15 protein-coding genes are annotated in these 15,968 nt (G+C 67.3%); 10 read left to right on the forward strand and 5 right to left on the reverse strand.

Annotation, left to right across the window (positions count from 1 at the left end):
• Positions 1–110: 110 nt before the first annotated feature.
• The 5 genes from IE264_RS37510 to IE264_RS37530 all read right to left on the reverse strand — a co-directional run bounded on the left by IE264_RS37510 (position 111) and on the right by IE264_RS37530 (position 5,801).
• Positions 111–1,427, reverse strand: coding sequence for an ABC transporter ATP-binding protein (locus IE264_RS37510; protein WP_190167918.1), 1,317 nt, complete (start codon positions 1,425–1,427; stop codon positions 111–113).
• Between the two features lie 54 nt (positions 1,428–1,481).
• Positions 1,482–2,006 (reverse strand): DoxX family protein, encoded by a 525-nt coding sequence (locus IE264_RS37515; protein ID WP_190167919.1) that lies wholly within the window; start codon positions 2,004–2,006, stop codon positions 1,482–1,484.
• A gap of 152 nt (positions 2,007–2,158) precedes the next feature.
• The gene (locus IE264_RS37520; RefSeq protein WP_190167920.1) at positions 2,159–2,812 is read right to left on the reverse strand and encodes a lytic polysaccharide monooxygenase auxiliary activity family 9 protein; all 654 of its coding nucleotides are present in this window, start codon (positions 2,810–2,812) and stop codon (positions 2,159–2,161) included.
• A gap of 79 nt (positions 2,813–2,891) precedes the next feature.
• Complete coding sequence (locus IE264_RS37525) at positions 2,892–3,326, reverse strand: DoxX family protein (protein ID WP_190167928.1); 435 nt, start codon at positions 3,324–3,326, stop codon at positions 2,892–2,894.
• Between the two features lie 99 nt (positions 3,327–3,425).
• Positions 3,426–5,801, reverse strand: coding sequence for a family 49 glycosyl hydrolase (locus IE264_RS37530; protein WP_190167921.1), 2,376 nt, complete (start codon positions 5,799–5,801; stop codon positions 3,426–3,428).
• Positions 5,802–6,539: 738 nt separating this feature from the next.
• Here IE264_RS37530 and IE264_RS37535 point away from each other — a divergent pair.
• From IE264_RS37535 to IE264_RS37580, 10 genes are all read left to right on the forward strand, one after another.
• Positions 6,540–7,721 (forward strand): ROK family transcriptional regulator, encoded by a 1,182-nt coding sequence (locus IE264_RS37535; RefSeq protein WP_190167922.1) that lies wholly within the window; start codon positions 6,540–6,542, stop codon positions 7,719–7,721.
• An 85-nt stretch (positions 7,722–7,806) separates the two neighbouring features.
• Positions 7,807–9,540, forward strand: a complete 1,734-nt coding sequence (locus tag IE264_RS37540; protein WP_229887980.1) for an alpha-glucosidase — start codon at positions 7,807–7,809, stop codon at positions 9,538–9,540.
• 80 nt (positions 9,541–9,620) lie between these two features.
• A complete protein-coding gene (locus IE264_RS37545; protein ID WP_229887982.1) occupies positions 9,621–10,943 on the forward strand; it encodes an ABC transporter substrate-binding protein in 1,323 nt (440 codons plus the stop codon).
• Between the two features lie 94 nt (positions 10,944–11,037).
• Positions 11,038–11,931: a carbohydrate ABC transporter permease gene (locus IE264_RS37550; protein WP_225995173.1), complete on the forward strand. Its 894-nt coding sequence runs from the start codon at positions 11,038–11,040 to the stop codon at positions 11,929–11,931.
• 2 nt (positions 11,932–11,933) lie between these two features.
• On the forward strand, positions 11,934–12,830 hold the full coding sequence (locus IE264_RS37555) for a carbohydrate ABC transporter permease (protein WP_190167924.1): 897 nt from the start codon (positions 11,934–11,936) through the stop codon (positions 12,828–12,830).
• Between the two features lie 482 nt (positions 12,831–13,312).
• On the forward strand, positions 13,313–13,504 hold the full coding sequence (locus tag IE264_RS37560; RefSeq protein ID WP_190167925.1) for a hypothetical protein: 192 nt from the start codon (positions 13,313–13,315) through the stop codon (positions 13,502–13,504).
• 590 nt (positions 13,505–14,094) lie between these two features.
• Positions 14,095–14,550, forward strand: a complete 456-nt coding sequence (locus IE264_RS37565) for a hypothetical protein (protein WP_229887984.1) — start codon at positions 14,095–14,097, stop codon at positions 14,548–14,550.
• A 163-nt stretch (positions 14,551–14,713) separates the two neighbouring features.
• Positions 14,714–15,238 carry a hypothetical protein gene (locus IE264_RS38340; protein WP_229887986.1) on the forward strand — a complete coding sequence of 175 codons (525 nt, stop codon included), beginning with the start codon at positions 14,714–14,716 and terminating at the stop codon, positions 15,236–15,238.
• A gap of 7 nt (positions 15,239–15,245) precedes the next feature.
• Positions 15,246–15,485 carry a DUF8825 domain-containing protein gene (locus tag IE264_RS37575; RefSeq protein WP_190167926.1) on the forward strand — a complete coding sequence of 80 codons (240 nt, stop codon included), beginning with the start codon at positions 15,246–15,248 and terminating at the stop codon, positions 15,483–15,485.
• Positions 15,482–15,739 carry a LexA family protein gene (locus IE264_RS37580; RefSeq protein ID WP_268247739.1) on the forward strand — a complete coding sequence of 86 codons (258 nt, stop codon included), beginning with the start codon at positions 15,482–15,484 and terminating at the stop codon, positions 15,737–15,739. Before IE264_RS37575 ends, IE264_RS37580 begins: the two co-directional genes overlap by 4 nt.
• Positions 15,740–15,968 lie beyond the last annotated feature (229 nt).

A 15,968-nucleotide genomic window follows, 5' to 3' on the forward strand; every position in this document is an offset into this window, starting at 1 on the left:
TTGCTGGTCATCGATGCATCTTCCATGATCGGGAGTTACACCGAACGTTTTACAGTCCCGCGTGGGCAGGACGGCCGGTCAGGAATGAGGTGAGTGGTGGCTTCCTGTGGTCAGAGTTCCGGCGTCCGGGTGGGGTCGGGGCTGATGCGTTCGCCATGTGCATTGAAGATGAGCAGGTTGCGTACGTCGATGAGGAGGGGGATGTGCTGCCCTCTTCGATGGCGAGAGGCCGGTTCATCGCGGATGACGAGTTCGCCGATGCCTTTGCGTGCAGGGGACTGTGCCGGAGGCTGTATGTCGGCAGGGAGGGTGGGGTGGCGGTCGAAGAGGCCGGTGCGGCGGCGGAGCTGCCGCAGGAGGTCGGCGACGCTTGTGCGGGCCTGGTTGTGGTTTGCGTGGTCGGGGAGTTGGGCCGGTACGTCGGCTCGTTGTCCGCCGAGTGAGAGGTGGAGCAGCGCTTCGTGGCCTTGGAATTCGGTGTGCTCGACGACTCCGGTCATGGCTCGTTCGAAGGCGGTGGCGTGTGTCTTGTCGGCGATGCGGATGGCTTCGGGGCGGAGCCCGATAAGGAGCGGCTGTCCCTGGACGACGCGGAGCATCTGGTGGTCGTGGGTGAGCGGGTAGGACAGGGTGAGTTTCTGGGCCCCGAGGTTGATCGCCATGACGCCGTCGACGGGGGCGAACACCGTGCCGTGCAGCAGGTTGATCCGCGGTGTGCCGACGAAGGAGGCGACGAAGGCGTTGGCGGGCAGGGCGTAGAGGTTGCGGGGGGTGTCGACCTGCTGGAGGATCCCGTCGCGCATGACCGCGACCCGGTCGCCGAGTGCCATCGCTTCGGCCTGGTCGTGGGTGACGTAGATCGTCGTGGCCCCGGTGCTGCGGGTGACCGCGAGCATTTCGGTGCGCAGCCGGGTGCGCAGCCGGGTGTCGAGGCTGGAGAGCGGCTCGTCCATCAGGAAGACCGAGGGGCGCCGGACTACGGCGCGGCCCATGGCGACGCGCTGGCGCTCGCCGCCGGAGAGGCGGCCGGGGATCTGGTCCAGGAGGTGGTCGATGCCCAGGGTCTGGGCGACGGACTGCACGTGGGTGCTGACCTGGTCGTGGTCCTGCTTCTGGACTGCGAGGGGGAAGCCGATGTTCTGCGCGGTGGTCATGTTGGGGTAGAGCGCGAAGCTCTGGAAAATCATGGCGATATCGCGTTCGCTGGGCTGGAGATCGTTGGCGATCTCTCCGTTGAGGTGCAGCTCACCCCCGCTGATCGTCTCCAGGCCGGCGATCATGCGCAGCAGGGTGGACTTGCCGCAGCCGGAGGGGCCGAGGAGGACGAGGAACTCTCCGTCCTCGACGGTCAGGGAGACCTGACGCACAGCCCTCTGCCCGTTGGGATAGGTCTTGGCGAGGTCGTGAAGGGTGATGGTGCTGCCCACGGGTGCTCCTGGTACGTGTCGCGCTTGGCGGGAAAAGAGAGAGGGGGGGGCCGGTCAGGGGGTGAGTTCGTCGGCGGCGATGTGGAGGCAGGCGGCGACCAGGACGATGTTCTTGATGACGTACTGGCCTTCGAGGGTGGGAACAGCCGCGGTGTGCCAGGCGGCGTCCGGCATGACGAGCAGGGAGAGGAAGACTCCGGCCATGTGAAGGAAGAACGCGGCCAGGGCCCAGCGGAGCAGGAAGCCGGTCAGGAGCGCGAGTCCGATGCCCGTCTCCAGGACCGCGAGCAGGATCAGGCAGACCGGGGCGGGGACGAACCCCAGGGTCAGCTCGGTCATGGCCCCGATGGCGAAGTCCTCGGCCGCGCTCGCGCCAGGGAAGAACTTCAGGACGCCGAACCAGCAGAAGATCAGGCCGATGCAGACGCGCAGGACGGTGGGGCTGATCCGCGTGTATCGGTGTGCGAGGGATGCGACGCGGTTTCGCAGGGACTGCCGCGGGCTCAGCGCCGGGACGAGTGCCCGGCCGGTGGGGGCAGGGTTTCCGGCCGAGTGGCGGCGGTGGGAGGTGCTGGTCATCGTCGATCCTCCGCGAGACGATCTCGGGCATGGCTGCTGGACGTTTGAATGCGGCGGCTATCCACCGGACAGGGGCCCTGGGGAGTCTTTGGAAGAGGGAGGGCCCCGCAGGAGGCAGCGCCTCCTGCGGGGCCCCGGTCAGCCGGCCCCGGTCAGCCGAAGTTGACGTCGCTGCAGAGGAAGTACTTCTGGTCCATGTGCGACGCCTTCCAGACGGTCACTACGACGTGGCGCCCGCTGTAGCCGGAGGTGCTGACGTCCGTGACGTAGTGCGGCTGGTAGGGGTACCTGCCGGTCTTCTTCACCAGTTCGAGGTCGTTCCACCCGATCAACTGGTACTCCGGGTTGAAGCCCTGCTTGGTGACGTAGACCTCGAGCCAGTCCGCGCCGTGGCGGGCTTCGTCGTAGATGTCGACGGTGAAGTCGGAGCCGATGTTGGTCATCTTCCACGGGCCCGGGCGGTCGAGGGGCCGGTAGTTCGTCTCGCCCTGGCCGCCGGCGCTGCAGATCTCGCCGTTGGCGATGACCTGCTTGTAGTTGTCGCCGGTGTTGTTGGCGTAGACGGCCTTCCACGCGCCGATGGCGTTCGCGTTCTCGTGGTAGGTCCGGTAGCACATGGGGTCCTGGGACTCGCTGGGCTCGGTGTAGCCCCAGCGCTGCAGGCATCCGTAGTTGCGGGTCTCAGGGGTGATGACGGTGCCGTGTGCGGAGGCCGCCGGTGCCTGGACGACGCCGAGGAGGGCGGTGGCCAGCACGGCGGAGCCCAGCGCGACGGCACGGGACAGCGTTGCGGGTATGCGGTTCATGGTGCTCTTCCTCCGTGTGTGTGGAGATCACAGGCCGATCCCGGCCAGTGATTAGGTGCACATGACAGCTGGTGTGAGGTCAGTGGCTGCTCGGGTTGCTGCTCACCTCCTTTCGTCGGCGCGCGGGGTGGTTCCGCAGCGCGGCCAGGGACCACTGGCCGGGGCCGAGGGCGGCGATGAGCAGGAAGGCCCAGCAGAACAGCGCGGCGCTCTCGCCACCGTTTTCCATGGGGAACAGCCCGTCGCCCTGGTGGTGGACGAAGTAGGCGTAAGCCATGGAGCCTGAGCACACGAAGGCTGCCGGGCGGGTACCGATGCCGATCAGCACGAGTGCTCCGCCGGTCAGCTGGATCACCGCGGCCCACCAGCTGGGCCACTGCCCGGCGCTGGGCACCTCACCGTGCGGGCCGCCTAAGACGTCGAAGAGAGTGGCGGCTCCGTGGCAGGCGAAGAGCATCCCGATCACGATGCGAAAGAGGCTCAGTAGGGGCTGTTCGAGCCGGGCTGATGGCATGTGGGGCATGCCTTTCTGCGGGGTGGTGGGGGAGGGGTGGTGCTGCTGGTTCTGGTGGCCGGTGGCCGCCGCGGGTGCGGCCACCGGCCACTGGTGCGGCTAGGCGGTGAGGTTGAACTTCTGGCTGGCCCAGGTGCTGCAGTCCCACAGGTGGAGGCGGGCGCCGTTGGCAGTGCTCTGGCCCTCGACGTCCAGGCAGCGGCCGGACTTGATGTTCTTCAGCGTGCCGTTGGCCTGGAAGGCCCACTTCTGGCTGTCCCAGCCGCCGCAGTCCCACAGGTGTGCCTTGGTGCCGTTGGCGGTGGCTCCGCCGACGACGTCCAGGCACTTGCCGCCGGACTTGAGCTGCTGGCCGTCCAGCGTCCAGGTCATCGAGGCGGTGTTCGCGCAGGACCACTGCTGGATCGCGGTGCCGTTGGCCGTGCCGGCTCCGGCGCGGTCGATGCACTTGGCGTTGCCGCCGTTGACGATCTGCCCGGAGCCCGTGCCCGGGTCAGGGTCGGGACCCGGGTCGGGGTTGCCGCCGCCGGGGCCCCAGGCGTTCCAGTTGTCCCAGTTTTCGGCGTCGAAGCCGAGCCGGCCGGGCTTGTCCGCGCCCCAGTTGGTGCCGGACTTGTTGATGACGGTGCCGCCGACGGTGTAGTTCTCGAGCTTGAGGCCCTTGCCCTGGGCCGTCTCGTTCCCCAGGGTGACTTTCTGGCCGGCGGTGTTGGTGTAGCGCTTGAGGAGGCTGACCTGGCTGCTCGGGTCGAGGCCGTTCCAGCTGTCGATCTTCAGGTTCTTGACGTGGATGTTCTCGGTGCTGGAGAGGGCGAAGACGCGGATCGCGCAGTTGGTCTGGCCTTCGACGGTGATGTTCTCGAAGGTCATGTTCTTGACCCAGGTCGCGGGATCGCCCTTGGTGGTGGACCCCATGTCCTCCCAGTGGGAGGAGGAGTTGAGGATGCAGGTGTTGTACTTGACGTCCTTCCAGTACATCCGGTTGTGGATGACGTGGGTGTTGGTCACCCGGACGTTGTCGATGTTGCGGGGAGTCCAGCCCCACTGGATGACGGGGCCGTTCTCGTTCTTCCAGATGACGGTGTTATCGATCGTGACGTCGCTGTGGTACATCTTCAGCACGTCGTCGTTGGCGTTGAAGAACGTGTTCTTCATGGTGCTACCGCGGTAGAGCTCGATGCCGTCGGTCTGCCAGTACCAGGAGCCGACCTGCTTGTAGTTGTCGACCCGCATCTGGAAGGTCTGCTCGTTGCCGTAGACGACGAACGAGTGGTAGGGCGGTTCGTTGATCGTCACGCCCTGCAGGTCGAGGTACTGCTGGGCGTTCGCGGATTCGAACTGGAGCATCTTCACGCAGGAGGCGTGGCAGTTCGACGCGCCGCTGAGGTGGTCGTAGTTGTTGTTGGTGTCCGCCTCGTAGACGTACTGCTCACCCGAGAGCACCCCGTACCCGGTGACCTTGTACAGGCCCTGGTTGTCGTGGAAGAAGCGGAAGGCTCCCTTCACGTAGGCGCCGGGTGCGATGTAGACCCACTTGACGTTCGGCGGGAGCACCGCGTGGTACTTCGAGCCCATGGTGTAGGTGCCGGGGCGGAAGTAGATGATCTCCTTGTCGATGTTGTTCAGGTTGGTGACCTGGCCGGGCTCGGGGTAGTGGATGCTCCCCGACGCGGCGGTGGGGATGAGCCGGTCCTTCTCCGCGCCGGTCGGCGTCGGCTCGGCGAAGATCATCATCGAGTTGCGGGGCTCGGTGTGGATGGCCCGGTTGTTGCCGCCGCCGCTGGTGGTCAGCTTGCCGGCGTCGTTGGCCGGGCCGGACATGTCGTTGTAGGCGGTGTAGAGCTGCGGGTCGAACTCGACGGAGAACCGGTAGCCCTTGCTGCTGTAGGGCACCTTGATCCGGATGGTCTTGCTGTTGACGAGCTCCTTGTCGAAGTTCAGGCTGCTCGGCTTGATCTTGACCTGGTCGGCGGAGGAGATGCTCTGGTCGGTGCGCAGGGACACGTCGACCCACGTGTCGGCCGTGTACTGGAAGGACGACCAGCTCATGGTGAGGTTCGCCGAAGCGGAGAACTCCGCGCCGTCCTCCTTGGTGTAGCCGATCTTCCCCTTGCCGCTGCGGGGGATGCTCATGTACGCGAAGGAGTCGTACTTCGTCGTCGGCGCCGCGGCCGTGGCGACCTTCACGTCGTAGAAGGATGACCGCCGCACCTTGTCACCGCCCACCGGGCTGTTGGTGTTGAACTCGTGGTTGTCGTGCCACCAGGTCTGCAGCTGCTCGCTGTTGGCGGTCTCACCCGCCGCTCCTGCTGCCGGTGCCGCGAGCAAGGCGGCTGCGGGGAGGAGCTGCCCTGCCGGAGCGGGGGCGGCCGAGGCCAGGGTGCTGGCGGGTACGACGGCTCCGGCGAGCGCCAGGGCCAAGCCGGCGGCGATGGCCGCCAGCGGGTTGAGCCGTCGCAGTCTTCCTGCGGGCATGGTGATGTCCTCTCCTTGATGAATCGGGGCATGGCCCCAGGGCGCCCGCCTGGGCGGGCACGAACACCGCTGGGGCAGCTGGGGCAGCTGCGTGGCGGAGTCATCGGTGTGTGCGGTCGCCCGTTTCCCGGGCTCGCCCGGGGGTCCGGACTGTGTGCGGCTCGTCCTGGCCGGCGTTCGTCTCATAGGGGAGCCGGCTGACGGAGTCCGCGCGGAGATCATTCGCAGGGCCAGGAGCACAGGACACCGGTCCTGCGAGCGGAACGGCCGGTCTGCCCGTCCCAAGGGGTGAGGGACTGCAGGTGCGGCGGCGGCCGGCGGCCCAACTGGCCCCGGCGCTGCCCCGGTTGCCGGTTAACTTCCCGCCATTTCTTCTCCGTGTCAATGAAATGAACAAGATTCGCCACCCAGGCGACCTCGCCTGCACATAACAAGACGCCCAAAAGGCATCTTTCGGAAGCTAATGGATGCCCGGGATGAGCCATCACGGTTGTGTAACGTGATGTTTTCTTCCTTGACGCACTTAAAGGCTGAGGGACACACTCCTGTCATAAGCGGCCGCCGACGACGCACACAGGCCGACCGCGTAACAGCCGCAGGAGGCGCGATGACGATCTCTGCAAGGCTTGGCCACACCGGGCACGCCCATACGGGAAGCCTCCGCCGTCCGAATCGGGTTCGATGGCGCTGAACCCGATACAACGGCCCTGACAGACCACTATCTGGAGGCACCGCGTGATGAGCCCGTCAAGGATCCGGTTCTCGGAGCTTGTCAGTGAGCAGACCCGGGCGGAGATCTTCGCGACCGTGCTCACCGCAGGACCCATCTCGCGCACCCAGCTCGCCCAGCGCCTGGGTCTGGTGCCTTCCTCCGTCACCCGCATGCTGCCGCCGCTGCTCGAGCACGACTACCTGCGCGAGAGTGACGCCGTCCCGCAGGGGCGGGGGCGGCCGCAGAAGATGCTGCACGTCAACCCCGACAAGCACGTGGTCGTCGGTATGAAGATCGGTCCCCGGCAGGTTTCCGGCGTCGTGACCGACATGGCTGCCAACGTTCTGGCCCGGGCCGAGGAACCCCTGGCCGACTGCACCCCTGAGACCGCCCTGTCCGCCGCCGCCTCCCTGACCGGCAGGCTCCTCGAAGAGGCGCCCGAAGCGGCGGACAGGGTGCTCGGCCTCGGCATCGGAGTCAGCGGCCACGTCGACTCGGCGGCCGGGATATGCCGATACTCGGCACTGCTCGACTGGAACAAGGTCGACGTGGCCACCCCCCTGCGGCAAGCGACCGGACTGTCCGTGGTCGTCAACAACGACGTCAACACCCTGGTCGTCGCCGAACGCTGGTTCGGTGAAGGCCGCGACACCGACTCCTTCGCCGTCGTCACCGTCGGCCCCGGCATCGGCTGCGGCCTGCTTCTGGACGGCGCCCTCTTCTCCGGCGCCACCGGACTCGCCGGCGAACTCGGCCACCTGCCCCTGGACCCCTCCGGGCCCATGTGCAGCTGCGGCCGCCGAGGCTGCCTGGAGGCCCTGGCAGGCGACCGCGCCATCCTGCGCCACCTCGCAGACGGCGGATTCCCCTGCGACACGATCACCGACGCCATCAACCTCGCGCGAGGCGAAGCCGGAGCGGCACGCACCGTCGCCCGCTCCGCGTTCGCCGAAGCCGGCACCGCCCTCGGCAGGGGCCTGGCCGGCATGTGCAACCTGCTCAACCTGCAGAAAATCATCATCGCCGGAGAGGGCGCGGTCGCCTACGACCTGTTCGGCCCGCACATGAGCGCGGCGATGGAAGCCCAGGCATTCTCCACCGCGGCCACCGACTGCGACATCCATGTCGACCCCGCCCGCCACGACCTCTGGGCCCGGGGCGCCGCCTGCCTCGTCATCCGCGACGCCGTGGGCGCGGCCATCTCCTGACCCGCAGCGCCCGCGGGTGCGACGGCACCCCGCCACCCCCAGTGAAGTAACTCAAAGCATTCACACGATCACGATGAGGTTTGACGTGCCCGAAATCGAAGCCAGTCCCGCCGATGCCTGGTGGAGCGAAGCGGTGGTCTACCAGATCTACCCCCGCAGCTTCGCCGACTCGAATGCGGACGGCATCGGCGACCTGCAAGGCATCATCGAACGGCTCGACTACCTGGCCCAGCTCGGCGTCGACGTCCTGTGGCTCTCCCCGGTCTACCCCTCCCCGCACGACGACAACGGGTACGACATCAGCGACTACCAGGACATCGACCCGCTCTTCGGAACCCTCGCCGACTTCGACCGGCTCCTGGGCGCCGTCCACGAGCGCGGGATGAAGCTCGTCATGGACCTGGTCGTCAACCACACCTCCGACGAACACCCCTGGTTCACCGCCTCCCGCGACGAAGGCCCCCAGGGCAGCAAGCGCGACTGGTACATCTGGCGCCCCGCCCGCGAAGGCATGGAGCCCGGCACCCCGGGCGCGGAACCCAACAACTGGGGCTCCTTCTTCTCCGGCCCCACCTGGACCTACGACGAGAAGAGCGGCGAGTACTACCTGCACCTCTTCTCCCGCAAGCAGCCCGACCTCAACTGGGAGAACCCGGACCTGCGCCAGGCGGTCTACGCCATGATGCGCTGGTGGCTGGAGCGGGGGGTCGACGGCTTCCGCATGGACGTCATCAACCTCATCTCCAAGACCCCCGGCCTCCCCGACGGCATCGTCCACGAGGGCGCCCGGCACGCAGATGGCAGCCCCCACTACATCTGCGGCCCCCGCATCCACGAGTACCTGGCGGAAATGCACCGCGAGGTCTTCGAAGGCCACCCGCGCCGCCTGCTCACCGTCGGCGAGATGCCCGGCGTCACCGTCGAGGACGCCAAGCTCTTCACCGACCCCGCCCGCCGCGAACTCGACATGGTCTTCCAGTTCGAACACGTTGGCCTCGACCAGGGCCCCGCCGGCAAATTCGATCTCCGCCCCCTCAAGCTCACCGACCTCAAGGCCAGCCTCGGCCGCTGGCAGACCGGCCTCGGCGACACCGGCTGGAACAGCCTCTACTGGAACAACCACGACCAGCCCCGCGCCGTCTCCCGCTTCGGTGACGACAGCCCCACCTACCGCGACCGCTCCGCAAAGCTCCTGGCCACCGTGCTCCACCTGCACCGCGGCACTCCCTACGTGTACCAGGGCGAAGAGCTCGCCATGGCCAACACCCGCTTCACCACCATCGACGACTTCCGCGACATCGAATCCCTCAACCACCACCGCGAACAGACCGCCCACGGTGTCGACGAAGAACAGGTCCTGGCAGGGCTGCGCCACCGCAGCCGGGACAACGCCCGCACCCCCATGCAGTGGGACACCACCCAGAACGCCGGCTTCACCGCCGGCACCCCGTGGATCGCGGTGAACCCCGACCACACCCACGTCAATGCCAAGGCCCAGCTCGCCGACCCCGACTCCGTCTTCCACTACTACCGCCGCCTGATCGCCCTGCGGCACACCGAGCCCGCCCTCACCCACGGCGACTTCCGCATGCTGCACCCCGACCACGAACAGCTCTACGCCTTCACCCGCCACGACGCGGCCTCCGGCACCGAACTGCTCGTCCTCGCAAACTTCGGACCGGCCGACCTCACCATCGACCTGCCCGACGGCTGGGAACACAGCGAGACCCTCATCGCGAACGTTCCCACCACCCCACACCTCAGCGCCCCGCACACCCTGCAGCCCTGGGAAGCCCGCGTACACCGCCGCAACGCCTGACCCCCACCCCCACTGCGCCCCAACCATCCGCACCGTCTCCCCCCGCACCGCCCCGATCCGCGCACACCCAAGGAATCCTCATGACGAACATGCGCTTCCGTGCCACACGCCACACCACACGCCGAGCCCTGCTCGCGATGTCCGCACTGGCACTCGTCGCACCCCTCGCCGCATGCGGCGGCGGCTCCGACGCTGCCGAGGGAGACGGCAAAACCCTGCGCCTGTGGCACTACGAGCAGGAGGACGGCGCCCTCAGCAACGCCTGGGACGCGGCCATCGCCGAGTTCAAGAAGACCCACCCCGATGTCAAGGTCGTCTTCGAACGCAAGACGTTCGAGCAGATCCAGCAGAACGCGGGCATGATCCTCAACTCCGACAAGGCGCCCGACGTCATGGAGTACAACAAGGGCAACGCCACCACCGGCCTGCTCGCCAAGCAGGGCCTGCTCACCGACCTGACCGCCACCGCGAAGGAACGCGGCTGGGACAAGAAGATCAGCGAGAGCGCCTCCGTCACCGCCCGCTACGACGCCAACGGCGAGATGGGTGGCGAAAAGTGGTACGGCGTCCCCAACTACGGCGAGTTTGTCCTGGCGTACTACAACGACGACCTCTTCAAGAAGCACAACATCACCAAGCCCACCGACCTCCAGAGCTTCGAAGCGGCCCTGGCCGACTTCAAGGCCGCCGGGATCACCCCGCTTGCCAACGCCGGCAACGACCACCCCGCCGGCCACTGGCTCTACCTGCTGGCCCTGGCCAAGGCGAATGACGCCTGGGTCGACGACTACCAGCTCTACAAGGGCAAGGTCGACTTCCACGGCCCGGAGTGGACCTACGCGGTCGAGACCTACAAGGACTGGCTCGACAAGGGCTACTTCGAGAAGAAGGACGTCGGCCTCAAGGGCAGCGACATGACCGAGCAGTTCGTCTCCCAGAAGCGTCCGATCATGGTCGGCGGCAACTGGTGGTTCGGCGGCCTGACCACCGACATCACCGACTTCTCCTGGTCCACCGCCCCGTACCCCGGCAGCAAGAAGACCCTCGGCTCCGGCGGCAACCACTGGGTGGTGCCCACCAAGGCGAAGAACAAGGAACTCGCCGAGGACTTCATCGACATCACCATGTCGGACAGGATCCAGAAGATCCTCGGTGAAGAGGGCAATGTCCCCCTCGCCGTGAAGCCGGACTCCATCGAGAACCCGAAGTCCCGCGAGCTGATCACCGCGTTCAACACCTACCAGGACGGCAAGGGGCTCGCCTTCTACCCGGACTGGCCGGCACCCGGCTACTACGACACCTGGATGGGCGCCACCCAGAACCTCATGAACGGCGGCAAGCCCCACGCCGTCCTCGACGAGCTCCAGGCACCCTACGAGAAGTACACCGCCTCGCGGCGCTGAGGCTGACCCGTCCGAACCCGCGCGTCAGCCCCTCTTCCCGGGGACGGCGGCCCGCCCCGCACCGGGCCGCCGTCCCGCCCCTCTTGGAGCAACAGTGAAAACCACACGTCACCCGCGGCCCACGGGGTACGGCGTCTTCCTCGCCCCCGGCCTGCTGCTGAGCCTGCTCTTCCTCGTCGTCCCGCTGGTGATGACCCTCTACTACAGCCTCACCCAATGGCAGGGCGTCGGAGAGCCCACCTGGATCGGCTTCGACAACTACACCCGCCTCTTCAGCGATGCCGACTTCTGGGCCTCGTTCCGCAACATTGCCTTCGTCATCGTCGGCATCGCCGTCGTCCCCACCCTGCTCGGGCTGTTCCTCGCCGCCCTGCTCTTCGACTACATCGGCAAGAAGCACGGAGACGGGTTCGTCAGCCTCTTCCGCTCCGGCCTCTACCTGCCCCAGGTCATCCCCGTCGCCGTCACCGGCCTGATGTGGGGCTGGATCCTCGCCCCCGAAGGCGCCGTCAACAGCGTCCTCGAAACGATCGGGTTGAACTCCCTGGCCCAGAACTGGCTCGGAGACCCCGACCTCGCCCTGTGGATGGTCCTCGCCGTCCTCGTCTGGATGCAGCTCGGCTACCCCCTGGTGCTGTTCCTCTCCGGGCTCCAGCGCATCGACCCCGAACTGTACGAAGCCGCCTCCCTCGACGGCGCCACCTGGTGGCAGCGCTTCACCCGCATCACCGTGCCCATCCTGCGGCCCGAGGTCTACGTCGTACTCGTCACCACGACCATCGCCGGCCTGAAGGTCTTCGCCCAGATCTTCGTCCTCACCGGCGGCGGCCCCGGCAACTCGACCCTCGTCCCCGCTTACTTTGCCTACCAGAACTTCTTCGAACGCGCCGACGTTGGATACGGCTCCGCGATCTCCAGCACGATCACCCTGCTCGTGCTGATCATCGCCGGAACGATGCTCACGCGCCAGGCACGCGAGGACGGATGACCATGACCACACACACCGCCCCCACGGCGCCCCCTAGCCACCGGCGCAAAGCCGCCAAGGCCAAAGCCACGGGCAATCGCCGCACCCCCGGCTCCTACGCCGTCCTGGCCGCCGTCGCCATCTTCGTCCTCGCGTTCCTCGCACCGTTCATCGTCATCCTGCTCAACTCGTTCAAGACCAGCGCGGACTTCCGCTCCAACGGGTCGCTCTCCCTGCCCACCCAGTGGAACTGGAGCATCATCGCCGAAGTCTGGGAACGCGTCGGCTTCACCCAGAAACTCTTCAACAGCATCCAGATCAGCCTCGGCGTCGTCCTCATCGCCGTCCTGCTCGCGCTCTTCAACGCCTACGCCATCGGCATCGGCCGCATCCGCTGGCGCACCCCCTTCCTCATCTTCTTCCTCGGCGTCAACGTCCTGCCGCAAGAAGGCCTCGTCTACCCCATCTACTACCTCTTCAAAGAGATGGGCCTCTACGACGGGAAACTCGGCTACACCATCCTCGTCGGCATCACCTACAGCGCCTTCGGCACATACCTCCTCTCCTCCGTCTTCGCCAGCTTCCCCCGCGAACTCATCGAAGCCGCTTCCATGGACGGAGCCGGCCGCTGGACCATCCTGTGGCGCATCGTCCTGCCCATGAGCTGGCCCACCCTCTCGGTGATGTGCGTCTTCTTCTTCGTCTGGAGCTGGAACGAGTTTCTCTACCCCCTCGTCCTCCTCATCTCCAACGACAACCAGACCGTCCCCCTCGGCCTCTCCGTCATGCAGGGCCAATACACAAGCGACCCCACTGCCATGAGCGCCGCAGCCCTCCTCGGCATCGTCCCCATGGTCATCTTCTTCCTCATCTTCCAGCGCTCCCTCACCCGCGGCATGACCGCCGGAGCCGTCAAGTAACCCACCCGCGCCACCCCACAGCCACCCCGGATCCGGCACGCACTGCCCCGCCGCCGGATCCGGGGTACACCCACGCCTGCGCCGGGCTCGCACCCGCACGGCCCGAGCCGGTGTCTTACCTCGGATGGGGATGGCTTCCGGCAGGCCCACGCCGTCACAACGTTCTGCGAACCCCGCGCTATCGAGCGGCGCGCATGGACCGCCATCAGCGATGCAACAAGGGAGTGCTGATCGACCCGCAGGCACCTGGCCAACCGGCTCACTCGTTGCTGTTGGAGTTGCCGGCGCGTGCGATGCCTTCCAGCTCGATGTCCATAGCTTCGCGCTCGGTGGTCCACTGGCGCACTTTCACAGGAACATCGGCCCCCTCGGGATCCATCAGAACGCATTCGGCGTGGCCATCCGGGCCCGGAGCTTCTCCATGTAGGGGGCCACTTTGGCCGGGCCTGACAGACCAGCGGGTAACCGAGAGGATCGACGGTATGAGCACCGCAGAGAGACCTGGGCATTCGCCGATCTATGACCGGCTGGTTCGCGAGCGCGGCGACGTGCTGGCCGAAACCCGGAAGGTGGCCGAGGAGACGCGAGCCCAGGCTCGGCAGGCGCTGGACTGGAGCACGGTACGGCAATCCCAGAAGTGGAGAGAAGAACGTGCGTTCTCTGCGTTCGGCTGAGAGGGGGCGAACGAGCCAAGGGGGAAGGCGCAAAAGACTGTAGGACTCACGAGGTGAGCTCTGCACGCTTCTGGCAGCTGTTACTTCCAAGCGAATGCGCCGCCGCCCGGGCCGCGAGCGGAGCCCTGTTGCTGAGCCACCCGGCCCGCATCCACGTCATCTTCGATATGGACACCCCCCAATCCACCGTCCGCGCAGGAGCGGCCGCGAGCTGTTCGCCGAGCCCGCCACCGTCCCAGCGACGTCGCCCAGGATGCACTGGTTCAGGCCGCCCGGTGCCGGCCCGTGACACACCGGCCCCTTGGGTCCGGATGGAGTGGCTCCACGCCATCCGGCCAGGACGACTACGGAGCTGTCGATGGGTGGCCCATCACCACCAGTACCCGCGGTGCCATCGCGAGGACTGGAACCGGCACTGACCCAGTTTGATCACTTCGCTCACAACCGGGTCCACCCGCCGATAGCCTCCGATCTCACACACGATCCCTGGGGGGACCATGACCACCGAAACGCCACCGCCGGCCGAACCGCCAGCCACCCCTGGAGTACCCGCCACACCCGAACCGCCGGTCGCCCCCGAAGCGCCACCCATGCCCACCGAACCCCCAGTCGCCGCACCGAAGAAGCGTCTCTCCCCGCTCCTCGCCGGCGTTCTCGGGCTGGTCGTCGGGGCCGGAGCAGTCGGCGGAACCTGGGCAGTCATCGCCAATCAAGAACCCCCCGCGCCACCCACGTTCACCCTCACCGGCGCCTTCGCCCTCACCGACGGGGCAACAGAGGGGGACGAAGGATGCTCCGGCACCGGTGGCTACGACGACATCGCCGAAGGGGCATCCGTCACCGTGTACAACGGAGCTGGCGAGATCGCGGCCACCGGAAATCTCGGGACCGCGACCTACGCCGCCGGGATCTGCCTCTTCGACGTGTCCATCGGCGACGTCCCGAAGGGCGAAAAGTTCTACCAGGTGGAGGTGTCCCGCCGCGGGAAGATTCAGCTGACCGCAAAGGAAGCTGAGAGCGGCGACTTCAGCGCAACCCTCGGCTAACAACTGCGGCGCCACCTCAGTGCACAAAACTCGGCTCGGACTACGAGGCGTACAGCAGCGTCTCCTCCATCGGCCGGGCCTCCTGACCGGGACCGCACTACGGACCGGAACCGGAGACCGAATGTCGCCGTATCCGTACGGTGCTGCCACCGGTTACCCGGGCATGACGATCGCGTACCTCCCCTTACCTTCTGATGATGTGCCGCCCTACGAGCCGTGGGCGGGGGAGCCCGAGGTCCTGGCGGAGGCTGCGGTGGCCGGCCGTCGTGCGGCGGCCTGGATCCGGTCTCTGCCCGCCGCGCCGGCCCCCCGTCCGGTCGGGACCTGGCTCGCCGGTGCACTGCCCGACGCGGTGGAGGCCGCGATGGGTTCCCTGGATCCGGCGCAGTGCGACCGGATGGGTCCGGACGGGCGGCTCGTCGAGGGCAACGGGGGCGTCGACGCCGGAACGCTCAGCACCCTGACCGTCGTCCCGTGCGTTCTCTCGGACGCGGACTGGCTCACCCCCGACCAGCAGATCCGGCTCTTGGCGGTGGCCTCCATCACGACCGGGATTGCGCGGCTGCTCGCGGATGACCCGGGCACCGCGATCCTGCACGGCTTGGTGGCCCGGATGTGCGCCACCCTCGACCACGCCACCCGCCCGGACACTCCCGGACTGGCCACGCAATTCGAACACGCGCTCTAATATGTGCATGGACCGCTTCCCCTTCCCCGACGACTTGATCCGCGCCCAGCAGCAGTGGCACGACACCTACCGCGCCCTCAGCGTCCCCCGCCCCCGCCGTGCCGCCGAGCTGCGTCACCGTCTGCTTCTGCTGTCGGTGCGGATCCACTGGCATCCGTTCTGGTCCACTCCGGACGGGTGGAGTCCTGCGGCACGGGTGGAGCTGCGCCGGCTGACCGCGGGAGACCGCTGGGCGGACGCGGCGTGAAGCGGGAGCCCCGCCCTTTGTCGGCGCGGCAGGAGGCGGTCATGGCGGTGGTCCGGTCCTGGATCATCGAGCACGGGCACGGGCCGACCATTCGGGAGATCGGTGCGAGGGTCGGTCTCTCCAGCACGAGCTCCGTCGCCTATCAACTTGCCCAGCTCGAGAAGCGGGGCCTGATCAGCCGGACCGGCCGTGAGTGGAGCTCCTGCCGACTGGAGACCCCCAGGCCGCCCAGGCGCGGGCTGAGAAGCCGCTGACCGGTTATGGCCGGGGCCGTGCCGGTTGGGGGCGGGGCAGACCGTGCGGATGGGTGCGTGGAACAGGTCCGGGTTTCCTGGAGTACGGCTCGGACTCTTGGTGCCGGTGGCTGACCTGTCCCCGCACCAGGCCCCCGGCGCGGCGAGCGGACAGCGCGGGCGTCGGTGCTGCTACAGGTCGAACTCGAGGTGCTCGATGTCGGTGAACCGGACCTCGTCCAGGCTGCCG

Origin of the sequence: Streptomyces microflavus, from assembly GCF_014650075.1 — a bacterium.
GTDB classification, from domain to species: Bacteria; Actinomycetota; Actinomycetes; order Streptomycetales; family Streptomycetaceae; genus Streptomyces; species Streptomyces microflavus.